Genomic DNA, 25,064 nt, shown 5'->3' on the forward strand with positions numbered 1-25,064 from the left:
GAGCCCGGTTTAACCGTCAGCTCCTCAGGAAGGTAAATTTATCTGCGTGGCATGGTAACGCCTACTTTGTTATTATACTTTTCTGTAGCTTCTTTGATGACATCGTTGCCGCCTTTGGAAAGCCACTCTTCTACAACCTTCGGCCAGTCGCTGATAGGCTCCTTCCCATATACCATCTTTACCATATGCGTCAGCAGCACCGGAGGAGCAGTGTCCGAGTTAGGTGCAATGTCTGGATTCTTCACCAAGGCATCAAGCCGCGGGTCGAATTGAATTCCATCACGGCCTTCATTAGCCAGAATAGTATCATATACATTGATCAAGCTTCTGCCTTCTTCTGTCGTATTAAGGGCACCCTTGTTATACGTAGTATCCTGCACCAACCAGAGGAAAGACTGACGGTAACGCTCCTCATCTACAGCAACGGAATCCGTAGGAGAAGTGTATACGATTTTGCCGTTCTCTTCCTTATAGGTTTCATCCTTGATCCCAAAGGTAAAGAAGGTTTCTGCCTCTTCACTCAGCATCCAGTCAAAAAATTTCACAATATCCGCAGCATTCTTCGTCCCCTCTTTGATAAAGTAGGTGCGCGTAGCGGAGCCGTACAAATAGGAACCCCCTTTTCCGTCAGGTCCAACTGGCGAAGCAATAATCTCCAGCTTGGCGGATGGCGTTGAAGCCTTCAATTGCTGCTCCCATTGTAGAAGTTCGTTTGCATTCATCGTCCACATACCGGCTTTGCCTGAGAGGATCGCATTCTTGTAGTTGGTCGGGTTGATAGTAGCGAATTCTTTGTTGATCAAACCCTCTGTATACATGGTGTTGTAGGTTTGTAACGCCTTCATCATATTTTCGCTATCCATAAACTTCGGCTGAATCTGGCCATTTACTTCCTCGAACATAGTCAGGTACGGAAAAACATCATAAGCGCCAAAGAACGCATCAGCATATTTGAAATCTTGACGGCCCATATAAGGGTTCTCTATCCCCAGCTTTTTGAAGGCACGTAACACATTCAAGTACTCATCAACCGTTTTTGGAATCTGCAAACCGGTTTGATCCAGCAGATCCTTACGAATCCAAGTCGCACGGCGGGATGGATTGGACAGAAACTCCGGTATTGCGTAAATTTTTCCTTGATAGGTGACGTTCTCCCAAGCTTCCTTCGGGATTACTTTCAAAAGGTTCTGGCCGTTTTGCTGCAGCAGATCATCCAAGGGCATGAACACACCAGCTTCAACGGAACCAGCCATTTCCTTGCCATTTACGCCGCCCGAGCCTTGAACGACATCCGGAATATCATTAGTGGCGAACATCTGCACCATTTTCTGCTCGAACTCTTTATGAGGAACCAACACTATATCCAAGTCTGTGTTTGTCATCTCCTCCAGCTTTTTCACCCATTTGTCCTTATTCAAGTCGGGGGATTTCTCAACATAGTTAAAAGCCAGCGTCCGCATCGAGATCGAGAATTCAGTTTTCTGCGGCGTATTTGACGAACCTCCGGCAGTCTCTTCTTTGTCCTTGTTCGAGCAACCTGCAATAACGGTAGCACCCATTACGGTAGCCAGACAGATGCCAATCCATTTTTTCATAATATAACCCTCTCCTTGTACAATGGGGTGTATACGTAAAATGAAGATATTTTAAGGCTAATAAGCTTTTGGGATCTCAACCCGGTGGGTAATTCCCTGATTCGTAAAGTAGACATGAACCCCATGGTCCTGATCGTCCATAAAGTACGATACGTAATCCCGGCTTCCTGCTTTTTGGGGAATCAGAAGAGTGACGATCCGATGGCTTACAGCCTCTTGGGTAGAGGCAGTCAAATGCCAATGCTCGGGCAGCCCTTCCCATTCTTTCGGATCTACATCTGTAAATTGATTGCTTTGACTGAGTGCCATTTCTCCCGAGGAACTATAGACAAATCTGCCCTCCATCTGAGCTTTTTTACCATGTACTTTAAAAGATTGATCCTTCAGCTTCATTGGATACAGCGTATGAAACAGCCAATCTAATTTTCCCGGACGTTCCAGCTCGACACTGTCAGTGATAACAAAGTAAGCGCTATCAAAGAAAAATATTTCCCGCACATACCGCTTGATATAGGGTACATTCTCGCGGTAGGCTTCGGTGGCATCCATTTGCGTGTAGTTGATTCCGGGCGTACTATACGCCTTCAACACCTTGCCGTAGGCTGCCATGTTCTTCGACTTGTCCGTGCCAGCATATTGGCCTTTGCCGTCAATAAGAATTGCGTTCTTGGAGCGAGTCTGCCTGCGCCACTGCATATGCATCGTACTGTTGAATGCAACGTAATAGCCGCTTTCAATAGCCAAGGGCTCGCCGAAGGCATGCAGCAGGAAGGCGTTTTGATCCCCATGGCTATGGCTCACAGAGCCGTAACGGCTGCTCTTGGCCAACAGCATGATATGTTCCTGCGGATCTTCCATCCGATGATGCATGGCGACCCATCCCACATCCTGAAACCACTTCAGAGGTTCTGCAGCCACCGGTGGCTCTGAAGAAATTTGCGGATAATCTGTGCGATAAACTATCTCATCGAACCGGAAATCCCACCAGCCGTAGTTATAGAAGATCATCTGGGTGTCGGGGTTCAGTTCCTTAGTTTGCTCAAAATACCACTGGTACTGCCCATTTCCGGTTAAACCGGCAAATTGGCGGATATTGAAGCCCGTCTTGAGATTGACCGGATCTCCCAGCGACGATTGATCGCCGAAGCTGGCTCTCACGGTATCAGGACTGAAGCAATAGAGCGGAAAATCACCGGTTTTGCGAAAGAAAGGACGGTCATAGAAATTGATTGCCATGTATTTGCAAATTAAATTGAGTGCCTCCGTAACGAACGCCATCTGAGTGGTCCAATACATCGGACCTTCCGCCCACCCGCCATCTTTGCCACCCCATGGGGTATACATGGCGGAGAAATACTCCAGCGTATAATCAAGCCATTCCTGAGCTTTCTCCTCCTCGCCCAACATGGAAATACAACAGGGAACGAGCACAGAGGATAAAGAGCGGATCGCATGGCTGTCATAAGGAACTTGATGGATTCGGGAACGTTCGATGACATGGAAAGCGATCTGCCCGGTTCTTCGCAGTAGCGCTTGCCTTACCTTAAGGCGTTCTTCTTCCGTCAGAGAGCTGTGAAGCCAATCATAGCCCCATGCCAACGCTCCGGCTATGCGAAAGGAACATTCATCATTGTAATCCCGGCTGGTGGTACCATCCGTGTTCCAGCTTGCAGCATGAAGCAGCCACTCTTTAGCTTTGGCGATAAGCGACTCGTCTTCCAACACAACTCCAGCTATAGCAAGATGCCGGACAGCATAGAAAACTTCCTGGCAGTCCATATACATCTGCCGCCATAGTTTGGCGACACGCTTATTATCTGGATACGGTGCAGGTTCTGGAATAAGATCGCGCTCTGTCCAGGGTAGAACGGAATGCTTCAGGAAGTCATCCCAGCCAGTTGAAATGGGGTCTTGGCGGACAACTTCCCGGTAAGACGGAAGTTGTTCCGCTTGAAGCCAAAGCCGCGGATGGTTGGCGGAAGCAGTTGAATATCGTTCTGTTCGGGAAGGCAGTGGCGTTAGCGGCAATTCATCCTCCACCACAAAAGCTCTTACTTTACTCCACTCGGAACGGATATCATTCTCCCCGATAAGACTGTATCTCCAATAATACGAGCCGGGCGCCAACGGCTTATCCGGGGTAAACAAATTATAGGGAATTCTACTGTAGGTCAACGTACCTTCAGACTCAAATCCAGTGTTTGAGGAGATCTGCAGCTCATACATACTCTCTTCCAGACATGCAGGCATCCAAGTAAACCGTGGAGGATTCTCTCCAACATCTGTATTTTCATCTGGCCCATATGACAGGTCGAGTACGCCGCTGGTAGGTTGAAATAAAGGTTCTAACATCTCTACTCCTCCGTATTCCGGGACTCTTCCTGAATCAGTCCCTCCTTAGGGTCAAGGCAATAGACCACTACTTGCCCAGTTGTTGCTATCTGGATTCGGGGCGGTTCGCCCACCTGACTCACTAGCTTCAGTACAGCAGGTTCGTGACCGTCCCGATAAACCGTAATAAATTCAACCGACGGACCTTTGTGCCGAAGCATAATGCCTCTTAGCAATCTACTCGGATCTTCGGCATTACCCGGTGTGCGGATTTCATACATAGTGGAGCTGGGCGCCAGTAGAGTACTCGTGGATAGTTCATACTCCGGGCCGGTGCTCACTCCATCATAACGGATATTCCACTCCGTATTTAACGTACATTCCGTCTCATTTTTCATTGCGGACAGTACTTCTACTGAGCCATAACCCGCTTCCAGTCCAAGGACTGTCGGAGAATCCTTCTGGACACGGTGAGGGTCGAACGGTAACAGCAAATGTCCCGTCGGATGAAACCATAAGTCTACTTCCTGACTCCGCTCCGTCACCTGCTCAACATGAAACCAATCCAGCAGCCAACCGTCGGCCAAAACAAGATGCCGGTCTAGAACAGCTCCTTCATAGGCGCCGTCTGAGCGAATCCATAAGTACGTAGCGTTGCCTTCCTGGCGGAATTGACAGCAGCTTCCGGTATGTGGAGCTTGGGAGCAGCCTCCGATGGTGACCGTGTTATGGCTCGCGGTTTCGGAATACCATTCCTTGCGCAAAACAGATCCATAAGGAACCATACCCAGCTCGGGAGCAACCTCCCCCCATCGGTGCATAATCGTAATATGAAGCTTGTCGTAATGCCCATGTGATCCGCCATGCTCTCCGAAATCCGCCAGAACGGACAACGGATTGCCCGGGTGGCGGAGCACGGCGAATCCGGAATCCGGCAGTAGGACAGAGTCTCTCACTCTGTAACTGGTCTGAAGTTCCTTACTCTCACCTGCTCCATACAACACTGCCTCCAGACCAGTCCTTAATTCCTGTCCATATAGATACCTATAAGCATTCGCCAGTATTGGCTGGAGACTCGGGTCTTTGTAAACCGCAATACCTATTTCAAATACTTCAGCAATTTCTCGGGCGAAAGGAACGCGCGCATAAGGACCATCATGCACGGCTGGAAGCTCCCCGTTATCGCCGCTAAGCTCTACCAGCAACTGAAACATGCCACGGATGGATTGTCCCTGATCTCCTTTGGCAGCATAGAGGTCAACCCCGAAGCGCCCGTACATCTCGGCTGCTATGAGATAAGCTCGCAATACAAAAATATGGTAGTACGTGCTGCCTTCAAATTCAAAACCATCTGGCTTCACGCCAATGGACAGATGATGATAAAATCCGCCTTCTCCCTCCAGCAAAGAAGCAAGCTTTTCTCTGGTACCTTTGGCGGCATATATGCAAGCCAGGCTGGCGTTCAGCCATGCGGTATAATTGCTCTCTGCATTCTTCTTCTCGTAAATGAGGATGTGGCGGTATTGCTCCATACTCTCCTCCAGCATCGAGAAGAACACTTGCAGCTTTACCTCTTCCTCCCCAGTGAACGTTACTCCATGATCCACAAGCAGCAGATAGGCCCGAATAAGCGTGGTGGACCAGATAGCCTCTGTCAGCGCCTGATGAAAGGCACGGCCACTGAGCATCCAGGGTTGAGCATCGGGATGTACTGGATACAAGGGGAACTGCTCTGCATATCCGACAAGAATCTTCTGGGCTAAGCCGCTATAGAAGTCTTCCCCGTCTGCGGCGAATACCGCGGCAGCATGCAGTGCATATCGCGCCATCGCCTGATGCCGGTATACCAACCATGCTCCCCGGTAGGGTTCACCTTCCAGCTTGCAGCCCTTCGGACAAGCAAAGACAACCGCATTGCGCTCCATAACATCGAAGATTAGCTCAGTATGATGCTGGGGACACACATATTGGTGCCACCAACCACCGGGTTCTGTCGGGAGCAGAATCTCTTCTTTCCAGAAGGGTTCCAGCTCCATTTTCAATTTATCCACCTCGAGACCAACCCAGGAAAAAGTATCTGCTTTCTCCTTAAGGTTCATCATCGCATGAACAAGCCTCCATTAATTTCAATAATTTCGCCTGTCAGATAATCCGACAGCTCTGAAGCGAGGAAGAGTGCCACATTGCCCACATCCTGTGGGACACCTTCCCGGCCCAGCGGAATCTTCGCAATCGTCGCCTGTCTTGCCGCATCCGCGGTAAAGGTGGCATGGAAAGCGGTCTGACCGATAAATCCGGGAGAGATAGCGTTTACATTAATTCCGTGAGGACTCAGCTCTTTGGCAAGTCCCTTGGTATAAGACCATACTGCAGCTTTACCTGCTGCATAAACGGAAGCCCCCGGTCCGCCGCCGTCATGAGCCGCGAGGGAAGATACATTAATGATTTTTCCGCTTTTCTTGGCAATCATTCCCGCTGCTACAGCTTTGCAGGCAAACACGCATGATTTAAAATTGACGTCCATTACCTTATTGTAATGTTCTTCGTTCATTTCAGTATTGGGGACCCGATTGATCATACCGCCCGCATTGTTGACGAGGATATCGATGGTTCCGCCAAAATGCTCCTCTATTTCCTTCACCATATTGTCCAGTTGGGCTGGACTTGTTGCGTCTGCCTGAAAAGCATAAGCTTCTCCTCCGGCCTGACGGATTCCTTCGACCGTCTCCTCCGCAGAACCAAGCAAATAGTTTACAGCCACTTTGGCGCCGGAAGCAGCCAAGGTCTGCAAGATTTGCCGGCCTATCCCTGCATTGGATCCTGTAACAAGCGCAATTTTACCCGTTAAGTCAATTTTCATTGCTAATTTCCTCCTAGTAATAGTCTTGTCTGAACACATCTATTTTCTCACTCCGCAGGCATGGATAAGATCAACCGAGTACCTTCATTCTCCACGCTTTCGACGCTTAATCCGTATTGTTCACCGAACACCATTTGAATTCTCCGGTGCACATTCATGAGCCCGATCCCACCGGTATGATAGAGGGAGTCTCCTTCCGTATCCGCCAGCTGATTCAGATTCAGCTTCTCACGAAGTTTAACAAGCCGCTCATGGGACATCCCTGCTCCGTTATCCTCTATGAAAACTAGAAACCGATCTCCCTCAATTCTGGCGTCAATTCGAATATAATGCCTGTCTTCAATTCCCTCAGGAAACGCATGCTGAAAAATATTTTCGATCAAGGGCTGAAGTGTCAGCCTGACCATCTTAGCCAGTAGCAGCGTCGGTGGAATCACAACGTCGATTTCGAACTCCCTGCCGATCCGGTGTTTGAGAATCGTCATGTAGCTCAGAACATGATTAAGCTCATTGGCAATCCTGATCTCCTCAAGGTTGGTTTGGATAGAGTAGCGCAGCATAAATGCCATAGCTTCCACTATTTCTGTAATTTCATCCGAATCCTGAACGACCGCGTAGCATTTAATAGTCTCTAAAGTGTTATATAGATAGTGTGGATTAATCTGCAGCTGGAGTGCTTGGAATTCAGCCTGATGACGCTCCAGAGCCTCCTTCTGGGTGGTAAGCTCCGCTTCGTATACCCGCTCAATCATTTCAGACAACCGGGTCACCATGAGATTGTAGCTGCGCATCAATCCCCCCAACTCATCCTGACGGCCGTTCATCTCAAGCCTGCGCCACCTGCCTTTTTCCGTCTCCCTCATCCCTTCCTTAAGAATCAGGATCGGCTTCGTGATGGATCGTCCGAACCAGATGGCAAGCAATAGTGTGCCAACAAGCGTAAGAGCTCCCACCACCAGTGTGGTCGTTCGAATGGTAGAAATAGGCTTGCGCAGCTCGCCAACCGGTATGGATACTACAAGCTGCCAATTGGAATAATCGGATTTTCTCGACACGAACAAATACTCTTTCCCGTCTACCTTTTCCACGATAGAATCATTTGGGTGTTGAAATACGTTCTGAATGTGCTCAGCAGATAACTCAGAATAGTTTTTGTTTCCTTCTGCCCGATATAGGAGCTTGCCGAATTCGTCCATGATAAAATAGGACCCGCCCTGTCCCAGATCAAGAGGCTCCCATATGCGGGCCAGATCCTCTGCCTTAAATTCAATGGCTACTATACCTTTCGGGCGATAGGAAGCGAGTCCTCTGATCCGGCGGACCATCGTAATAATGTTCTTATCCCCTTCATTCATCACATTCGTGTTGAGAATGGTGATGCGGCCGCTCTCCGGCGTATGCTCGCTTAAGAAGCGGTAACGTTCCTGCGGATGAAACTTCAGGCTATGCGCTTGATTTGAGTTATCATCGCTAATGGCCTTGCCATGTTCACCGATAACGTATATCAGATTAATCTGGGGATACAGAATAAACAAAGACCGAAACAAATACTTCTGAATATCATTCGTATATTGATAGTAGGAGTAGCTATTCTCCGGGTCCATATCCAGGAACTCTTTGACTTGATTGTAAGACAGGATGGAGTCGCTAGCCTTTTCATAATTTTGCAAATACAAATCCGTTTGATAGGACGCGCTTCGGATGACTTGGGCAATGGACTTCTCTGAAGATTTATCCAGCTCAGCCGAAGCCTGAAAATAGGAGATAAATCCAACCATGGACAAGGAAAGAAGAATAACGGTCAAAAAGGAGGCAAACAACTTGTTCGACAGACTTTTTCTCATCAATCTATCCCCAGCTGGTTGCGATACTCAGAAGGAGCCAGCCCGGTAAACTTCTTAAATGTCTTCGTAAAATGGGGATGGTCTGCATACCCGACCTCATAGGAAATATCGGTTATCCGAAAGCTTGCATCGGCAAGCAACCTTTTGGCCTTCTCCATCCTACGTTTGATGCGGTAATGTACAAAGGTCTCTCCCGTCGAGTGTTTAAACATCTGGCTGAAGTAAGAGGCATTTAGACCAAGTACTTCCGCCACCTCCTCGAGCGATACTTCCTGAGCGAGATGCTTTTCGATGAATGCTTTAGCTTCCTCTATCGGATCCTTCGCTTTGCCCTTGCGCTTTCTACGGAGTTCTTCCAATATAGTTGCTGACGCTTCTGCGAAGCAGTGGAATAACTGTTCAGGTCCAGCTGCTGCGGACAAGTCTAACACGCTTTTACCGGGTATGACCGAATTGACAAGGAGCTTCTTCACGAGCAAGGCGTAGCCCTCTTCCAAAAGCTCTTTTTGCTGACTTCGGCTCATCTTGCGCTGGAGGAAGTCAGTTTCCCATTCCTGAAGTACAAGGTACAACCTCTCTTTATCCAAGGTCCAGATGGCATCATCCATACGCATGACCCATTCATCAATCTTAGCGACAGAAACAAAACTCTCCAGCTTCTTTCTATACGCTTCCAGTTTGGCGATCACATTTTGAAGGTTCACTTTGCTCACGGGCTTCAGGAGATATTCTTTCACTCCATAAGACACACATTGGCGGGCGTATTCAAAATCACCGTAACCTGAGATAACAACGGTTTGAATATCCGTTTCCATCTCCGACAACCGCCGGCATAACTCCAGTCCGTCGACTTTGGGCATGCGGATATCTGTAAAAAGAAAATCCGGCTGTTCCTCCATAATGAGCTGAATTGCCTCTTCGCCATTCTGAGCCAGTTTGATATTATACGGATGCTCGCTGCATTGCTGGATCATGATAGACAGTCCCTTTCGAATCATGGGCTCGTCGTCTACGATTAATACACATCTCATCCATGGATACCACCTTCCGATTCGTCTCGCTTAACGCGTTCCTATTCTACCACACTATATTAGATCAGGATTTGACGGATCCGACCATCATTCCTTTAACAAAATGGCGTTGAAGAAACGGATAAATCATGATAATCGGAATAGTAGCGACAATGATAACAGCCATTTTAATGCCCTCAGGTGAGGTGTGGGCCAAAGAACTATAAACTGAGGAAGCCGGATCAATGCTGATATCGTCCGTCTCGAAGAGCTTCTTCAACATCACCTGCAGAGGCCATAAAGAAGGCTTGTTGATATAATACAGAGCGCTCATGTACGTATTCCAGTGCCCTACGGCGTAGAAAATCCCCAATGAGGCCATTACCGGTTTGGATAATGGCAGTACCATATTGACAATGATCCGCAGCTCACCACACCCATCGATTCTGGAGGAATCTATCAGCTCCTGAGGTAGCTGCATGAAGAAACTTCTCATCACGAAAAAGTTAAAAGCGCTGATGGCGCCCGGAATCATAAGTGCCCAAAGGGAGTTCATAAGACCCAAATTTTTGATCAGGATAAAGTTTGGAATAAGAGGGGCACTGAATACCATAGTGAACAATACCATCATGACAATATATTTGCGTCCTACGAATTCCGGCCGTGACACCGGATAAGCGAGAGACGCTGTCGCAATCAGATTGATAGCGGTGCCCAGCACCGTAATATAGACGGAGACACCGAACGCCCGCCAAATGGAATGATCGCTGAAAACGTACTGATAATTGATCGCCGTAAAGTCCTTTGGCAGCAAGCCTACCCTGCCATTAATAATTGCTTCAGAGCTGCTAAAGGACTGGGCAATCACATTCAGAAACGGCAGAAACATAGCCAAAGCGAGAGCGGTTAGAAACAATAGATTGAACACATTAAATAGATTCTGGCCGCGAGTATAGCGTACTCTCATCATCCCTACCTCCATAAAGAGCGATTAATACAGCGATTCACCGGTTGTTTTTTTGCTCAAAATGTTGCCGATGAGCACCAGAATGAGTCCAACTACCGACTTGAATAGCCCCACTGCTGTTGTATAACTGTATTGCTGAGACAGCAGCCCCGCCTTATAGATATAAGTGTCCAGAATCTCCCCGTTCCCAGTATTAAGCGCGTTCAGGAATACCCATACCCGCTCGAAGCCAAGATCAAGAAATCTCCCGATATGGAGAAGGAACAAAATCATAATCGTCGGTATCAGTGATGGAAGTGTAATGGCTAAGGTTTGTTTCCAGCGCCCGGCTCCGTCCACTTCAGCAGCCTCATACAGATCTGGATTTATTCCTGCCAGCGCGGCCAGATAAATGATCGTACCGTACCCGGAATCCCTCCAAATGCCGGAACTGATCAAAATCGTGCGAATATATGAATTTTCACCAAGAAAATAAATCGGTTCGAAGCCGAAGGCTTGTAAAACCTGATTCACAATCCCTGTTCCTGGGGAGAGGATACCCAAGGCGATACCGCTCACAATTACCCAGGACAGGAAATGGGGCATATAAACCACCGTTTGCAAAAACCGTTTGTAAAACACAAGACGGATTTCATTCAGCAGAAGCGCAAGCAATATTGGAGCCGGGAAGGCAAATATGAGATCATACAAGCCTAGCAGAATCGTATTGCTTAAGATTCTTCCGAAATCCTGGTATTGAAACATCGTCCTAAAGTGCTCAAGCCCTACCCATTCACTACCTGTAAAGCCTTTAAAAATGTTGTAGTTCTGAAACGCAATCACTGAACCGGCCAACGGCAAGTACTTGAAAATGATAAAATACAAGATCCCGGGAATCGCGATCACATAGAGTGCTCTGAATTTCCACATGTTTGAGAGCAGTGACCTTCTCGTGTCGGCTTTGTAGTTAATAAGGTCAATCCCGGTTAACTTAGCCTTCATAACCGTTTCCTATAGGTCCTTTTTTCAGCAGGTTCGCTGGAGCATTCTCATCTAAGGGAATTTCTTGAAATTCGACGGTAATAAACCGTTCCTCCCGTTCAATAATTCGGGATAACTCCCGTGTGAATACAGTAACGATCTCCTCCTTCTGCTCACTCGTTCGGCCTTCGTACATCCTAATCTCAATATGTGGCATCAGCTTTCCTCCATTTCCTCGAATAGTGATTGAATCTAACCTCATTCTACCTGCAATAAAGCGCTTGCAATATGGATTTTCTATGAGTAAGCTTGTGTTTTCTTTAGGGTATATCCAGTAATAATCGAGCTGGAATTCAAGCGAGCCCCTAAAAAAAGCAGCATCTCTACCGTAATCTATGGTAGAAATGCCGCTTTATCATTTTAGATTTTTAATTACTATTTTAATACCCCATATAACTTTCCAAACCCGCTGGATCTATAATGAGCATTTGCTTGTTTCCAATTAGTTCAATAAGGCCTGAATCTTCAAACCTTGAGAATTTTCTGCTGATGGTTTCGCGGGTGACCCCAACATAACTGGCCAGTTCTTCACGAGACAACGGAAGGTCAATATGAATATGAGCACCACGTTGTTTGCCATATTTGTCACCGAGTTCCATGATCATATAAGCAATTCGTATTTCTGGATCTTTGGTCGCCAAGCTCTGCGCCAGATTTTCTGTATGGGCTAATCTTTTGGTCACACTCTTCAGCAGCCGGAGTGAAATATCCGGATTTTCCGTCATCAGCTGCTCCATATCTGTTCGAGTCAGCATGCAAATGTTAGTATCTTTTAGAGCATAAGCACTGAAATTGCTCAGCTCATCGCTGTTAAAAATGCTCAGTTCCCCGAAAAAATCCCCGTTCGTCAAGATGTGCAAAATTTGTTCCTTGCCCTCAGGAGTAATTTTGGATAATTTAACATGGCCTCGCTGAATAATGTACAGCGTATCCGACGGTGCTCCTTCCAGAATTAACGGTTGACCTTTGGTGAACTTTCGATGTTTGATCATGGCACTGATCCGGGAGAGATCGTCATCGCTTAACGCAGCAAAAATCGGCACCTTGCGGGTACAAGGTTCAGCAGCGTATTGGCAAGAATACTCCTTCATAACTGTCCCCCCTGTTGTTCATTTTTTTTATAAACCTTACTTCCCTTTAAGATGCAGAAGTTTTTTTCTCTTCAACCGGCGCAAAATGGCTTGTATCTTCACCACATACAGGACAAACCCAATCTTCAGACAAGTCTTCAAATGCAGTGCCTGCAACAACATCCTCATCAGGATCGCCTACTGCCGGATCATAGATATAGCCACATGGTAGACAGATATATTTTTTCATCATTGTCATCTCCTATAAAGTTAGTAGTTTAGTTCAATCTGGATTGTACTTCAGCCATAATTTCCACGATGCTACTCCCGTTAACATCGATCCCCTCAAGGGAGATGCCATACTCTACAGCGGTTTTATACCCAAGAGAAGCAGCTGCACCTTGCCAGGATATCGCACCGATTATTGTGTTATCTTTCACAAAGATACGCGTATACGCCCCATTTTCTTCTCCGTTCACCACCGTATAGCAATACCGCTCATCAACGTTGCCTATCGAAAATAAAGAGACTCCAAAAGCGTTAAACAATGTAACCGGAACAGCTCTACGATACGCAGTCAGATTGGCGACCATATTACTGCCGGCAATCCGGCCCTGCTCCATCGCTCCGCCCCACAGTCCTTCCACATGCCCGTTAATTTCAGCAACATCTCCGGCAGCGTACACATGCGGATCATTTGTTTGCATTTGTTCATTTACGATAATGCCCTGCCGGACTTGAATACTCGAGCCATTTAGCAGTTCCGTATTTGGTACAATACCAATGGAGTAGACTACATGGTCACAGGAAAAATGAGATTGGTCATCCAGCGTAATTCCGGTAACAAACTCTGATCCTGTAATAGACGCCACATCTGCTTGAAGAATAACCTTCACACCTGCTTGTTCAAGGTTCTCTTTAAGGAGCTGTGAGGATTTCTCATCAAGCTGTCTGCCCATCAACCGGTGAAAAGCTTCGATCACCGTTACCTGATATCCAGCTTCATGCAGCGCCCAAGCGGTTTCGATTCCCTGCACTCCCCCACCAATTACGGCTACATGGCTGCCATCCTGCAGGTTTTCTTTCAATCTGTCCGCGTCGTTCATATCCCGGAGGGTATGAACATTGTTCAGGCCGAAGCCCTCAAGGGAGAGTGTACGATTCTTCGCTCCCATACACAATAAAAGCTTATGATAAGAAACACTCTGCCCATCTTCTGTCACAACAATTTGCCGGTCCGGGTGGACAGAACTGATTCGGGTCGAGGTTTTTACGGATATACGATTATCGCGGTACCATTTTTCCTTTTTAATCAGCACCTTCTCACTGTGCAGGTCGGTAAACAGCCCTTTGGTCAGCTTAATCCGGTTATAGGGCAGTTGACTTTCCTCCCCGAGGATCGAAATTTCCGATTCTGCGTCTTGATCACGGATGGCTTTGGCGGCATGGACGGCGGCTACTCCGCCGCCAACTATAACGTAATGTTTTGTCATCCTATGTTCCTCCTCCCTAAAATGAACTCAGCAGCAAATCCGAAACAAATTCAGCCGCGTTTTTAATTTTTTGAACTTTCTCAGGCTCTTTCGGGGAAAATCTGATTCGTACAGGGAACTCTACATGTGTCATCCCCGTGGATTTAATAACCTCAGATGTGCTTTGCACCGTCATATTTGTTCCATTCAGATAATCCTGAATGACTTCAATGGCTTCACCACTCCAGCCGTAGGAGCCAAAGGCTGCAGCAAGTTTACCTTCCAGATTCATATTGTGCAATTCTTTCAGAATGTTCTCCAGGTTCCCAATCATGTCCGCGTATTTAGTGGAGCTGCCAATAAAGACCGCGTCAGCTGACGTTATACTGTTCAGAATATCGGTGGCACTACTTTTATCTGCATCCCAGACCTCTGTCTCTATATTATTTTCCTGCAAGCAATCCTGTAAGATTTTGGCCATCTTCTTGGTACTGTTTTTGATGGTGGTATATACGATGGTTGCCTTTTTTCCTTGCGTCGTTTCACGGCTCAACGTGGCGTACATCCCGATATATTTACGTATGTCCTTCCGAATCACAAACCCATGGGAAGGAGCGATCATCCGGATCTCAAGATCCTTAGCAGCCTCTAACAGTGTTCTTACATATCTTCTGTGAGGATGAATAATTGCTGCGTAATAGCCCTGGAAATCTTCCGTAATATCAAACCCGGCTTCATCGCTGAATAGATTCTCCACCGCAACATGCGTGCTAAAAATATCACAAGGAAATAAGATTTGATCTTCGATACAATAGGTGATCATCGTTTCTGCGGTATGGAGATACGGTGTTTCTTTAAACAGCAGCGTTTTCCCACCAATATCCAGCTTGTCTCCATCTTTCACCACCAGGAAGTTCCGGCTATGAAGCTTGTACATTTCCTGCAATTCTGGAACAGCAATCTCGGTGCATACGATCGTGGCGTTTGCAGCCTTGGCAGCGAGAGCTGCCAGTCCACCAGAGTGATCAGGCTCTGTATGGTTAATGACAATGTAATGAATATCTAGAAGATCAATCATTTCACCCAGACACTCGGCATATTCACGTCCGAATTCCATATCTACGGTATCAATGACAGTCGGTTTACCTGTTTTTAATAAGTAGGAATTATAGGTAGTTCCTTTTTCTAGAATCAGGCGATGAAAAGGAACATGACGGTTATCAATTTTGCCTATCCAGTAAATATCCTCGGCGATTTTCTTGAATTGTGTACTCATTTCTATAACCTCCAATGTTTGATTGATAATGTTTATCAACAACCATATTTTATTATGGCTGCCAAACAAAAAAGAGGATTTGAATCAAATTATGAAAGTTTGAAAAAAATGAATACCTTTAATTTAGACGATCTAAATAAAGTGATTATGCGTTGGGTCACATTTTTAATAAAAAGCCACACAAATGTTTGCACTTCGCCTTAAAGAAAGAATAACCCATAACAACTTTATGCCATATCCTAATGAAAATAATAAAAAGGTGGGTATCCATGACTGAAATACAAATAGCTGCTGTGGGAGATCTAATGGTCAAACGTTATATTATTTCGGATGCTAAACAGCCTGACGGAACCTATTCATTCAGCCCCCTGTTTGCAAAAGTAGCTCCTTATCTAAAACAGGCTGATTTGACGATTGGCAATCTCGAAACCACCTTTGCTGGAAGTGGCCCCGAATGCAGGAAAAGCCCACGATCAGGCGGTCCGATATTCAAATGTCCAGACGAACTGGCCCCTGCACTTAAGGAAGCCGGATTCAACGTATTAGTAACGGCCAACAATCATTGCATGGATTATGGTGCCCCGGGTCTGGTTCGGACGTTACGAGTTCTGGACCGTAATGGAATCGACCACACGGGAACAGCTAAATCATTAGAAGAATCCAAGAGAGCTCTTATTAAAAACGTCAAAGGAATTACGATCGGCATCCTCTCCTACACAGCAGGAACCAACCGAATTCCGGTACCAGTGAGTAAGCCATGGCTGGTTAACCGGATATCTACGCCCAAGATCATTCGGGAGATTCGAGATTTAAAAAAGAAAGTCGATCTAGTCTTGCTTTATCTGCATTTTGGAAGCGAATATCGTTACACTCCAAACAAGAGGCAAAAAGAGCTGGTCAATCTCTTCTTTAAAAATGGAGCTGACATCATACTGGGTTCTCACCCACATGTTCTTCAACCGTTAGCGCTTCGGGGAAAAAAACAATTTGTTATTTACTCATTGGGAAATTTTGTTTCGACTAAACTAATGAATATTCCTTATACACAAAGCGGTATCATTCTTACGCTTAAAATAAAGAAGGATGAAAGAGGACACACAAGTATAAATAACGTAGGTTACATCCCGACTTGCGTAGATCGAAGAATAAAAAGCGGTAGGAAAGTTACAGAGATCATCCCCATCCGCGACGCATTAAAGAGAAGCGACACCGACATAAGAACAGAATGGCGAAATCTCATGAATCGAATGTTGAAGCATACGACGTCAATCTTAAAGAGGGAATAGAAACGTTATTAAAATAGAGAATACAGCAAAAAGCGCTGTTCTACTGAACAGCGCTTTTTGCTCCATATGAAAACGACCTTATTATTCTAGTTCGGCGGGCTTTACAATGGTTGTACCTTTGTTATTCTTGGAATACTTAGCTTCGATTTTCGTGTTGTATGTATCCTTTTCTCCATCACTTATCAGCACATAACTCAGATCGACTGTCAGCTTTTCCGTCTGCCAGGTCTTAGTATTGACGAATAATTTCCACGTTACGCTTTTGGGTTGAACTGTCTCACCATCCCAGAGGTTCTCCTGGTCATAGAGTTTGATTATTCCCTTAGCTGCTGTCGGATCGGTTACCGTGAACTGCAGGACGGTCTGAGCACCAGCAGTGCTGACTTTCATAGATTTTTTATAATTTTTAACCGAATCAAGCATGGAAACAGGATCGTATTGACCTTTGGAGTAAAAAGAATCCCACTCCATCTTCTCCAGTGCAATCCAATACTGTGCATCGGGATCGATTGGCTCGCCGTCATCGTCGTAACCTTCATCTTCAGATTCATCGATCAGTTCACTTCCGTCTACAAGATAGTAAAACTCCTTGTCATTGGCATATAGACTGTACGATGTATCTAAAAGACTACTATCAACGGTGCCAGCTGCAGCAAAATTCGGCAGTCGATTAATATCCAGCTTCAGTGTGTTAGTGTTGCTGATACGTACCCCACCGCTCTGAATATCCTGTTTTTTGATCACATCTAAGTGAAAATTCTTTATTGCTTTAGAGGCTGCCGTTACTTTGCTAATCATTTGATCCGCGGTTACTGCTGTTGTGGTAGCTGCAGACACGACTTCAGGATTAGACATCCATCCGATCGTTCCGGACAGCAATATAGCACCTACTGCCAAACTAGTGCCTATTGTTTTGAAAAAACTGTTCATGTACTTCCCCTTTCGGCCCCTTGCGATAATGTAACGCCGTATAGATCGAAATAATAAAAGAGCTCAAAATAGACTACATATTCTTAGAGCTATCCTTTATGCTTCATAAGATATCCCTATGGCGGCCTGGCGATCATTTCCTTCTGTAGAAAGGCTTTAGACCCATGGCTTTGTGTCATCATCTTTCGATGATTTTACCTTTAACGCGGACATTCAATTAGTTTTAATTAGCTTACGGACGCATGTCCCACCGCTAATTTTATCATGGTTATAATTACCTGTAAACAACTTATCTTCCATTCGAATTCGCTATGATACTCAGAAGAAATACTACAATCAAAATGAAAAATGAACGATTACATACGCTTATAAGTCTTATTAATGAGAACATCAAAGACAGGGGGTGCAGCAAAATGAGTGACCGGGAAATTTTCGAGCTCTATAAAGAACAAGTATATTATTTTTGTTACTACTTAATGAAAAATCAGGCAGATGCGGAGGATATTTCCCAAGAGGTATTTGTAAAAGTTATCTTAGCGGATAAGTCGAAGGTAAGAAACTTGAAAGCTTGGATTTTACGAATTGCTTCGAATGAGTGCAACAGTGTGATCAAAAGGCGTAAGACGGGGTGGATGAAAGAAGTACGTAATTATTTACTATCCAGGTCTGAGGAATCAAACCCTGTAGAAAAACGTTTGGATCGACAGGAAACTAAAAAAGAATTACAAGGGTTATACAGTCAGCTTCCCGACAAAATCAGAATGGTAGTAGTCCTTCGTTTTATAAACGAATTGACTGTACCCGAGATCTCTAAAGTTATGAGCATACCCGAAGGAACTGTAAAATCCAGACTGAACAAGGGACTTAAAATACTAAATAGAATGGGTGGAACCCAACTAAAGGAGCTGAATAGTAATGAGTCTCTATATTGAAAAAGATAAACATATTCCCCGACCGGATTATGATTTGATGTGGACTGCCATAGAACAAGAAGCATATACACGTCAAAGAAATCTGCATTCCTCCCAGAATACTCCTAGGTCTAATAAAAAGGTTATTCCTATCAGCATCGTCTTCTCTTGCCTCTTACTTGTAGCCATTCCTGTATTCGCTAGTATGACGATTAATTGGGATAAAATTGGTGGTCGAAGTGTGAGCAATGCATTAAATAATGGCATCGGTCAACAGTATAATCTTCAAACTTCCAGTTCAGGAGTAACAATGAATTTGAACGGTGTTGTAACTGATGGAGAAAAAATGAAAATGCTGTTATCACTTGATACTAAATCTGATCTATCTCAATATACTGGATTTGCTACAGAGGAAAACATCATGACTAGTGAATCCGGTGCCAAGGCAAAGGTATACGGTTATTTAGAATACGATCCTGAAAGCCAGAAACTCATTGGAGTATATGAGACACCTGATACATTAAAGGATGATAAAAAGGACTACAGGTTTGAAGCACGGAATCTCATTTTTTACAGTGATCGGAATATTCCCTTACAATCTAATCATCAAGCAGGGGATACAATCGATACTGGAGTTAAGCAATATCCAAGCATTCAAATCGAATCCGTTCGACATGTTTCCAATCAAACCATTATCCGTTACAAAGTCGCTGCATCACCATCTGACTTAGGACGGGGTAACCCACATTTGGTAGTTAGTACTGCAGGTCAAGAGAATGAGGCAATTCCAACCATCATGCCTAACGAAGGATCGGATTTATTTATTGAACAGGTTTTCAATATAACTGAATCAGATTGGAAGGAAGTTAGTCTTCATTTTAGTTACATTGAAGAAGCGAAACGTATTTTAGGTACATGGAAGTTCGATTTTAAAGCAGATGGACAAAAAGCAAGTGAGGCGATTTACACTAAGAAACTGCATAACAGTCCTGAATTTCAAGAAAAGACCGGTATAACCTTAGATCAGCTAGTGGTTACCCCTTTGGATATCCAAATTCTAATAGATGAAAATGATTCGCTTAAAAAAGGAATTGTCCACTATAATACCGCTCAGTTGGTTATAGGTGATAAAACAATCACTGGGGGTTGGAATTTGAAAGGAGATCATTCCGAAAGCTACCAGCATTTATTTCAATTTGAATCTCCGGAATGGTATAACAACTGGTCCGATGTTCCAATGAAACTTATATTAAAGGATGCTGTCATTGAGAAACGTGATACCAGTAAGAATTGGATCACAATAAACAAACCTAAAGAAGAAAAACAGTTCACTTCACTTGATGTCGATGGATTAGACATTGAATTCACATACTATACTGAAGGCGAAAATTTGATTGTTGAATCATCATCCAAATCTCCTCACTTCAAAAGCGTTAACCAAACTACGTTACGGATTAATGGCAAAGAAGTGGTGCCTGAAATTACACCTAAGGGCATGATATCTACAGGAACTAATATTGATAGCTACAAAGATATTCCTTTCGACGAAAAAATCGAACTGAACCCTGGTATCTATAAATATAGCGCTCCTAGCCGGAACGAGGAAATTAAACTTTAATACAGGAAGTTAATCTATTGTCCCGCCCTTTTTAGTTAATCCTAAGGGCGGGTTATTTTTTGGATAGAATCAATTCTGTTATGTATCTCTTTTATTTCCTTCATAACAAAAAAAGCATAGAACGGACTCAAGTCCGCCTTATGCTTTCCATTATTAGGATAAACAATATTTAACCAGCGCATCACGCACACCATGCTCATTGTTCGAACCCGTAACAGCATTCGCTGCCGCTTTTACCTCTACAGGAGAATTATCCATCGCCACGCCCATCCCCGCATAGGTAAGCATAGAAATATCATTAAAATAATTACCGATTGAGAGGACTTCTTCTTGCGGAATTCCCAGCTTCACAGCGAGATTTCTTAATGCGTTTCCCTTAGAAGATTCGGGATGCATCAAATCAACGAAAAATTCACCACTCCGCAAAATATTGTACTCAGGAGCCCAAGTACGCCATTCACGTTCAGCTTCGTCAAGGATTTCTGGCTGTGTAAATACAGTAAACTTAACAACCGGTTCACGGAAATCTTCCCAGGCTGGTAGCGTCGCTGGCACAATACGGAAGTGCTCATACATATAATTAGCTTCTTTAGTCAGATTCTCTACATTATCAACATACATATCAAAAGCAGTATTCACATCATAATGAATATTGTGCTTACGGCAATAGTCAATATAGGGGTCAAGACCACGTGCATCCATACCATATTGGTGCAGCACTTCTCGATCTTCCACTCGTACCGTCGCTGCTCCATTGTGACCAAGCACGTAACCAGTCAGCCCCATTTCCTCCATGAAAGGAATCGAGTTCTGTGGACTACGTCCCGTACACAATACGATTTGACCGCCAAGACGTGTAACCTCAGCAATAGCTTCCTTATTCTCAGAGCTTAAGTGGTGATCATCATTTAATAGCGTACCGTCCACATCTAGTGCAATCAGTTTGTATCTCATACTCCACCATCCTTGTCTTTCTTTTTCTATATATATTGAACTTGAGGCTTTTTGTGTTAAGTGTCAGTCGCAACTACGGTGAATGTTTGGACTTCCAGCCGCTGTTGTTTCCAGATTTCTTAATTTATACCGTTTAATAGCGGATGAAATCCGGAAACAAAGGCGGTCGCTATCGCTCTTACAGTTCCAAAATTCCCCTCCGTCTCTCCCTTCTCTTATCCCAAGTTTCCAAATTCAAATTATATATCATTTTCTCTACTATCCTTCTGACCCATCTGTGCCTAAGAGTGCCAGTTCCTCTAACGTCAGTTCCCGACAAGCTCCAAGCGGCAGACTTTCATCCAGCTTCAATTCTCCCATAGATACACGTTTCAGAAAAGTGACTTTTTTGCCTACCGCCTGAAACATACGCTTCACCTGATGAAATTTCCCCTCAGTGATGATAAGTGAAATATGGGAAATCACTTTGCTGCCGCGCTCTCTTCCAAGAATGGTTAAGTGTGCAGGTAAAGTAACGTAGCCATCTTCCAGCTCCACCCCTGCTGCAAAAACCGCGACATCATCCGCGTCTACATCGCCCTCGATGGTTGCCTCGTACGTTTTCGGGACATGCTTACGTGGTGACAGCAATTCATGGGCAAGCTTCCCATCATTAGTGATCAGCAGCAGTCCCACAGTATCCTTATCTAGCCTTCCTACAGGAAACGGTTCAAACTGTGCATACTCGTGCTTTAAAAGATCCAAAACTGTCCGATCCCGCTTGTCCTCCGTAGCTGACAGGACACCCGGGGGTTTGTTCATCATAAGATATATGAATTCACGGTAGGTAACAACCTCTCCCCCTACCTCTATTTTATCGGCATAAGGATCCACATGGTACCCACTATCTTTTACCACTGTCCCGTTCACCAATATTAAGCCTTGTTTAGCTTGTTTACGGATATCACTGCGCGACCCCACTCCAATATGGGACAACACTTTATCTAATCGTTGTTTTTTGGCGGGCTTACCTGATTGGCTCATTGTTACATCCACCTCCAGCCTGCGGGATATTCGTTCTTGAGTATGCCATCCTGCCACTTACCCCAGCCTGCGCTGTAGCCATCAATGCAGACCAGAACGTATCCCTTTTGGGCACTTCCTATTCTAATAGAGAGACGTTCTTGAGAAATCGACAACGTCTCTCCTTTAAGATAGGAAATAGCTTCATGATTCGTACTGGAGAGTGAGACACTTCGGCAGCTTTCTTCCGGATGCAAAGCTGTAGCCATTGGATGCCCTGGAATAAATCTTCCGTTACGGATTTGTCCTACATACCATCCCGGGCGGATCGTCTTTAATCCATTTAGTCTTTCCTTAGGAAGTGGAGAAATGTACAGATGATCACCGAACAGAACCGGATATCCTTGCGGTTCCCAACCAAGCTGATCTCGCACAAAATTTCCATACGCAGTCAAAGCTTGCTCGTCACCTGAAACTTGCCGACCACGGTCAGCGCCACCAGTAGATTTGTGAGAGGGTTTCCCTTCTTTCCCCCGTCTTCCTTCTGATTTATTGGATGATTTAACGTGTGCTGCACTTTTTGGAGTAGTAGTTCTTGCTCTTGCAGATTCGTTTAACTTGACCTCTAAGTGATCACGTTCCTCCATTGAGCGCTTAGTTCCCCCATGTTGCAATACAGCCATGAAATGTCCTTCGCCTTTCACCTTATGCGGCCACAGTCTTGCTGTACCTGAGAGTTCTCCGAAGCCAGGAGCGAATGAGCCTGTACCTCCTACCGCTACCACTGAGAACTGTGGATGTTCAGAAATAAACTCCGCTATAATTCCCTCATTTTCTTCTGTAGCAAAGGTACAGGTGGAATAGACAAGTGTACCTCCCGGTGCCAATGCTGTTGCAGCAGAACGTAAAATATCCCGCTGCATGGAAGCATATTTGGCAGGTGTACCTGAATCCCACTGCTTCACCATGTCTTCATCTTTACGGAACATCCCTTCACCAGAGCAGGGAGCATCAATCAAGATCTTGTCAAAAAAAAGCGGGAATGCAGCCGCGATATGATCTGGACTTTCGTTCAGTACAATACCATTACGAACCCCATACAGCTCCAGATTTTTAGCTAGAGCTTTAGTCCGTTCTGGATGAAGATCATTACTAACCAGCAATCCTTCACCTAACAGCTTGGCTGAAATCTGTGTAGATTTCCCCCCAGGGGCGGCACATAAATCAAGTACACGATCACCTGGTTCAATATTAAGCAATTCCACAGGTGCCATCGCACTCGGCTCTTGAATGTAATATAAACCTGCGTGGTAGTGAGGATGTTTACCAGGTCTAGCCCCATTCTCTGTATAAAATCCTGTCGGACACCAAGGAATGGGTTCCAGTCCTAAAGTAGAAAGAGCCTTTAAGCTCTCCACGGAAATCTTCAAGGTGTTAACACGGACGCCTCCGTATGGGGTTTCCTTATAAGAATCCGCAAATTGATTATAATCTGTTCCCAGCATGTCCATCATACGCTCGCTGAAAGAACTGGGCAATTGTGCCGCCATGATGCCGTCCTCCTGATAGTATTGCAAAAATTTAGGTGTTTAAAGATTCAAGGAACACCCCTACGGGTGTCCCTTATACAATACTCATATATAGAGGATCTTTTACTTACGATGAAAGGATGTCGGTCTCTGAGGACCACGTCGTTGAGGGTTATTCGGTGTGATAGCTACAGCTGCATTCTCCACTTGGTCCGCTAGACTCGGATCAATAATCTCTATGGTTAGATCGTAATAAGAAAATGGCCGCTCATCATATGATGCTAAGCGCCGAACATAATCTTTCACTTCCTCCACGAGTTTCGCCAGATTAATACCGAGTGTCGCTGCTGGATATTCTTCCAGTTTGGCAGAAGCACCACTCAGCATAATAGCTGCACCGCGCACATTCTGATTGCGAAAATGGTATAACCCTACCGCTACTTGGAGAAGTGCTTTGTACAAAGGATCTCGTTCCTGGGCAAGCCACAGTTCTTCGAGTACCTCGTGACATTCGAAATAATCCCTGTCACGATTAAAGTACACTAGGTATTCCAAGTACAATGGTTCATAAGCCATCCGGCAAACTATCCTTTTTAGCTGCGGAAAGAAGTCCCCGCACATGATCTAGAAGTTCCTTCATCGCTTCCATATCCTGAACCTGCCATATTTCGTTAAAGCGAGCCTGCGTATCTATAGCCTCATTCACCAAGTGATAGAAATACAATTGATGAATGGCCTTGAGAATCTGAGTGGTCATATTCGAGTTTTCCTCGAATGTCTTCTGTGCTTCCAGAATCTCTTCCCGAATACTGGACATTTCACTGTCGAGGATCGATGCTGCTTCAGCTGCCGTCTTTAGTCGAACACGCATTTCATCGGGTAGACTCTCCCGATATTTATAGTTCAGGGAATGCTCTATGGTAGCCCAGAAATTCATAGCTAGCGTACGAATTTGGATCTCCGCGAGCACAATTTTCTGGCCAAGCGCTGTTTGCACAGGATATTTAATAATCATATGGAAGCTGCGGTAGCCGCTCTCTTTATAATTAGTGATGTAATCCTTCTCATAGAGTACTTCAAGATCCTTACGGGCCCGGATATATTCGGCCACTCTGCGGATATCCTCCACGAATTGGCACATGATCCGAATTCCTGCAATGTCTTCAATCCCCGTCTCCAGATCTTCCATCTTCACATTCAGCCGTTTAGCCTTTTCCAGAATGCTTGACAGCCGCTTTACACGCCCCGTTACGAATTCTATCGGCGTGTATTCCTCTCTTTTCTTCAACTCCGAACGCATTGTTTTGAATTTAACTTTCAATTCTTCCACAGTCTGTTCATATGGAAGCAAAAAAGTTCCCCAGTCCCTGCCGTCCATCGCCTTCGTCC

Annotated in this window: 22 protein-coding genes and 1 riboswitch; of the genes, 3 read left to right on the forward strand and 19 right to left on the reverse strand. The window is 45.1% G+C overall.

Annotation, left to right across the window (positions count from 1 at the left end; translation table 11 throughout):
- Positions 1-38: 38 nt before the first annotated feature.
- The 13 genes from NSQ29_RS16600 to NSQ29_RS16660 form a co-directional block, all read right to left on the reverse strand.
- On the reverse strand, positions 39-1,595 hold the full coding sequence (locus tag NSQ29_RS16600) for an extracellular solute-binding protein (protein WP_341125624.1): 1,557 nt from the start codon (positions 1,593-1,595) through the stop codon (positions 39-41).
- A 57-nt stretch (positions 1,596-1,652) separates the two neighbouring features.
- Positions 1,653-3,947 carry a DUF4962 domain-containing protein gene (locus NSQ29_RS16605; RefSeq protein ID WP_341125625.1) on the reverse strand — a complete coding sequence of 765 codons (2,295 nt, stop codon included), beginning with the start codon at positions 3,945-3,947 and terminating at the stop codon, positions 1,653-1,655.
- 2 nt (positions 3,948-3,949) lie between these two features.
- Complete coding sequence (locus NSQ29_RS16610; protein WP_341125626.1) at positions 3,950-6,028, reverse strand: heparinase II/III domain-containing protein; 2,079 nt, start codon at positions 6,026-6,028, stop codon at positions 3,950-3,952.
- Positions 6,025-6,786 carry an SDR family NAD(P)-dependent oxidoreductase gene (locus tag NSQ29_RS16615; RefSeq protein WP_341125627.1) on the reverse strand — a complete coding sequence of 254 codons (762 nt, stop codon included), beginning with the start codon at positions 6,784-6,786 and terminating at the stop codon, positions 6,025-6,027. The genes NSQ29_RS16610 and NSQ29_RS16615 overlap by 4 nt, the downstream gene beginning before the upstream one ends.
- A gap of 47 nt (positions 6,787-6,833) precedes the next feature.
- Positions 6,834-8,630 carry a sensor histidine kinase gene (locus NSQ29_RS16620; RefSeq protein ID WP_076298529.1) on the reverse strand — a complete coding sequence of 599 codons (1,797 nt, stop codon included), beginning with the start codon at positions 8,628-8,630 and terminating at the stop codon, positions 6,834-6,836.
- On the reverse strand, positions 8,630-9,661 hold the full coding sequence (locus NSQ29_RS16625; protein WP_076283151.1) for a response regulator transcription factor: 1,032 nt from the start codon (positions 9,659-9,661) through the stop codon (positions 8,630-8,632). Before NSQ29_RS16625 ends, NSQ29_RS16620 begins: the two co-directional genes overlap by 1 nt.
- A 64-nt stretch (positions 9,662-9,725) precedes the next feature.
- A complete protein-coding gene (locus tag NSQ29_RS16630; protein ID WP_143759319.1) occupies positions 9,726-10,610 on the reverse strand; it encodes a carbohydrate ABC transporter permease in 885 nt (294 codons plus the stop codon).
- 21 nt (positions 10,611-10,631) lie between these two features.
- Positions 10,632-11,516 (reverse strand): ABC transporter permease, encoded by an 885-nt coding sequence (locus tag NSQ29_RS16635; RefSeq protein WP_256717919.1) that lies wholly within the window; start codon positions 11,514-11,516, stop codon positions 10,632-10,634.
- A gap of 61 nt (positions 11,517-11,577) precedes the next feature.
- Complete coding sequence (locus NSQ29_RS16640) at positions 11,578-11,784, reverse strand: tautomerase family protein (RefSeq protein ID WP_060624355.1); 207 nt, start codon at positions 11,782-11,784, stop codon at positions 11,578-11,580.
- 223 nt (positions 11,785-12,007) lie between these two features.
- Entirely contained in the window at positions 12,008-12,718 is a 711-nt protein-coding gene (locus tag NSQ29_RS16645) for a Crp/Fnr family transcriptional regulator (protein WP_076298531.1), read from the reverse strand.
- 46 nt (positions 12,719-12,764) lie between these two features.
- Entirely contained in the window at positions 12,765-12,947 is a 183-nt protein-coding gene (gene rd, locus NSQ29_RS16650; protein ID WP_076283155.1) for a rubredoxin, read from the reverse strand.
- A 28-nt stretch (positions 12,948-12,975) separates the two neighbouring features.
- Positions 12,976-14,190: an NAD(P)/FAD-dependent oxidoreductase gene (locus NSQ29_RS16655; protein ID WP_341125628.1), complete on the reverse strand. Its 1,215-nt coding sequence runs from the start codon at positions 14,188-14,190 to the stop codon at positions 12,976-12,978.
- Between the two features lie 16 nt (positions 14,191-14,206).
- On the reverse strand, positions 14,207-15,445 hold the full coding sequence (locus NSQ29_RS16660) for an FprA family A-type flavoprotein (protein ID WP_341125629.1): 1,239 nt from the start codon (positions 15,443-15,445) through the stop codon (positions 14,207-14,209).
- Positions 15,446-15,714: 269 nt separating this feature from the next.
- On the opposite strand from NSQ29_RS16660, the gene NSQ29_RS16665 reads away from it, so the two are divergent.
- Positions 15,715-16,731, forward strand: coding sequence for a CapA family protein (locus NSQ29_RS16665; protein WP_341125630.1), 1,017 nt, complete (start codon positions 15,715-15,717; stop codon positions 16,729-16,731).
- 81 nt (positions 16,732-16,812) lie between these two features.
- On the opposite strand, the gene NSQ29_RS16670 is transcribed toward NSQ29_RS16665, so the two are convergent.
- Complete coding sequence (locus NSQ29_RS16670; protein ID WP_341125631.1) at positions 16,813-17,661, reverse strand: DUF6612 family protein; 849 nt, start codon at positions 17,659-17,661, stop codon at positions 16,813-16,815.
- Between the two features lie 117 nt (positions 17,662-17,778).
- Positions 17,779-17,870: riboswitch (cyclic di-GMP riboswitch) on the reverse strand.
- A 204-nt stretch (positions 17,871-18,074) separates the two neighbouring features.
- Here NSQ29_RS16670 and NSQ29_RS16675 point away from each other — a divergent pair.
- Positions 18,075-18,593 (forward strand): RNA polymerase sigma factor, encoded by a 519-nt coding sequence (locus NSQ29_RS16675; protein ID WP_036689341.1) that lies wholly within the window; start codon positions 18,075-18,077, stop codon positions 18,591-18,593.
- On the forward strand, positions 18,577-20,190 hold the full coding sequence (locus tag NSQ29_RS16680; RefSeq protein WP_341125632.1) for a DUF4179 domain-containing protein: 1,614 nt from the start codon (positions 18,577-18,579) through the stop codon (positions 20,188-20,190). The genes NSQ29_RS16675 and NSQ29_RS16680 overlap by 17 nt, the downstream gene beginning before the upstream one ends.
- A gap of 153 nt (positions 20,191-20,343) precedes the next feature.
- Here NSQ29_RS16680 and NSQ29_RS16685 read toward each other — a convergent pair whose 3' ends face one another.
- From NSQ29_RS16685 to NSQ29_RS16705, 5 genes are all read right to left on the reverse strand, one after another.
- Positions 20,344-21,144: a Cof-type HAD-IIB family hydrolase gene (locus tag NSQ29_RS16685; RefSeq protein WP_042186870.1), complete on the reverse strand. Its 801-nt coding sequence runs from the start codon at positions 21,142-21,144 to the stop codon at positions 20,344-20,346.
- A gap of 258 nt (positions 21,145-21,402) precedes the next feature.
- The gene (locus NSQ29_RS16690; RefSeq protein WP_341125633.1) at positions 21,403-22,167 is read right to left on the reverse strand and encodes a pseudouridine synthase; all 765 of its coding nucleotides are present in this window, start codon (positions 22,165-22,167) and stop codon (positions 21,403-21,405) included.
- 2 nt (positions 22,168-22,169) lie between these two features.
- Positions 22,170-23,696 carry an RsmB/NOP family class I SAM-dependent RNA methyltransferase gene (locus NSQ29_RS16695; protein WP_341125634.1) on the reverse strand — a complete coding sequence of 509 codons (1,527 nt, stop codon included), beginning with the start codon at positions 23,694-23,696 and terminating at the stop codon, positions 22,170-22,172.
- Between the two features lie 102 nt (positions 23,697-23,798).
- Positions 23,799-24,251, reverse strand: coding sequence for a DUF309 domain-containing protein (locus tag NSQ29_RS16700; RefSeq protein ID WP_094872292.1), 453 nt, complete (start codon positions 24,249-24,251; stop codon positions 23,799-23,801).
- Complete coding sequence (locus tag NSQ29_RS16705; RefSeq protein WP_042126350.1) at positions 24,241-25,053, reverse strand: GTP pyrophosphokinase; 813 nt, start codon at positions 25,051-25,053, stop codon at positions 24,241-24,243. The genes NSQ29_RS16700 and NSQ29_RS16705 overlap by 11 nt, the downstream gene beginning before the upstream one ends.
- Positions 25,054-25,064: the final 11 nt, after the last annotated feature.

The organism is Paenibacillus sp. FSL F4-0236 (genome assembly GCF_038000135.1).
GTDB lineage: Bacteria > Bacillota > Bacilli > Paenibacillales > Paenibacillaceae > Paenibacillus_AQ.

What these genes read in the sequence shown, in the direction of transcription:
- NSQ29_RS16600 (WP_341125624.1), bottom strand. Translation starts at nt 1,595, where the DNA reads ATGAAAAAATGGATTGGCATCTGTCTGGCTACCGTAATGGGTGCTACC.
- NSQ29_RS16605 (WP_341125625.1), bottom strand. Translation starts at nt 3,947, where the DNA reads ATGTTAGAACCTTTATTTCAACCTACCAGCGGCGTACTCGACCTGTCA.
- NSQ29_RS16610 (WP_341125626.1), bottom strand. Translation starts at nt 6,028, where the DNA reads ATGATGAACCTTAAGGAGAAAGCAGATACTTTTTCCTGGGTTGGTCTC.
- NSQ29_RS16615 (WP_341125627.1), bottom strand. Translation starts at nt 6,786, where the DNA reads ATGAAAATTGACTTAACGGGTAAAATTGCGCTTGTTACAGGATCCAAT.
- NSQ29_RS16620 (WP_076298529.1), bottom strand. Translation starts at nt 8,630, where the DNA reads ATGAGAAAAAGTCTGTCGAACAAGTTGTTTGCCTCCTTTTTGACCGTT.
- NSQ29_RS16625 (WP_076283151.1), bottom strand. Translation starts at nt 9,661, where the DNA reads ATGAGATGTGTATTAATCGTAGACGACGAGCCCATGATTCGAAAGGGA.
- NSQ29_RS16630 (WP_143759319.1), bottom strand. Translation starts at nt 10,610, where the DNA reads ATGATGAGAGTACGCTATACTCGCGGCCAGAATCTATTTAATGTGTTC.
- NSQ29_RS16635 (WP_256717919.1), bottom strand. Translation starts at nt 11,516, where the DNA reads ATGTGGAAATTCAGAGCACTCTATGTGATCGCGATTCCCGGGATCTTG.
- NSQ29_RS16640 (WP_060624355.1), bottom strand. Translation starts at nt 11,784, where the DNA reads ATGCCACATATTGAGATTAGGATGTACGAAGGCCGAACGAGTGAGCAG.
- NSQ29_RS16645 (WP_076298531.1), bottom strand. Translation starts at nt 12,718, where the DNA reads ATGAAGGAGTATTCTTGCCAATACGCTGCTGAACCTTGTACCCGCAAG.
- rd (WP_076283155.1), bottom strand. Translation starts at nt 12,947, where the DNA reads ATGAAAAAATATATCTGTCTACCATGTGGCTATATCTATGATCCGGCA.
- NSQ29_RS16655 (WP_341125628.1), bottom strand. Translation starts at nt 14,190, where the DNA reads ATGACAAAACATTACGTTATAGTTGGCGGCGGAGTAGCCGCCGTCCAT.
- NSQ29_RS16660 (WP_341125629.1), bottom strand. Translation starts at nt 15,445, where the DNA reads ATGAGTACACAATTCAAGAAAATCGCCGAGGATATTTACTGGATAGGC.
- NSQ29_RS16665 (WP_341125630.1), top strand. Translation starts at nt 15,715, where the DNA reads ATGACTGAAATACAAATAGCTGCTGTGGGAGATCTAATGGTCAAACGT.
- NSQ29_RS16670 (WP_341125631.1), bottom strand. Translation starts at nt 17,661, where the DNA reads ATGAACAGTTTTTTCAAAACAATAGGCACTAGTTTGGCAGTAGGTGCT.
- NSQ29_RS16675 (WP_036689341.1), top strand. Translation starts at nt 18,075, where the DNA reads ATGAGTGACCGGGAAATTTTCGAGCTCTATAAAGAACAAGTATATTAT.
- NSQ29_RS16680 (WP_341125632.1), top strand. Translation starts at nt 18,577, where the DNA reads ATGAGTCTCTATATTGAAAAAGATAAACATATTCCCCGACCGGATTAT.
- NSQ29_RS16685 (WP_042186870.1), bottom strand. Translation starts at nt 21,144, where the DNA reads ATGAGATACAAACTGATTGCACTAGATGTGGACGGTACGCTATTAAAT.
- NSQ29_RS16690 (WP_341125633.1), bottom strand. Translation starts at nt 22,167, where the DNA reads ATGAGCCAATCAGGTAAGCCCGCCAAAAAACAACGATTAGATAAAGTG.
- NSQ29_RS16695 (WP_341125634.1), bottom strand. Translation starts at nt 23,696, where the DNA reads ATGGCGGCACAATTGCCCAGTTCTTTCAGCGAGCGTATGATGGACATG.
- NSQ29_RS16700 (WP_094872292.1), bottom strand. Translation starts at nt 24,251, where the DNA reads ATGGCTTATGAACCATTGTACTTGGAATACCTAGTGTACTTTAATCGT.
- NSQ29_RS16705 (WP_042126350.1), bottom strand. Translation starts at nt 25,053, where the DNA reads ATGGACGGCAGGGACTGGGGAACTTTTTTGCTTCCATATGAACAGACT.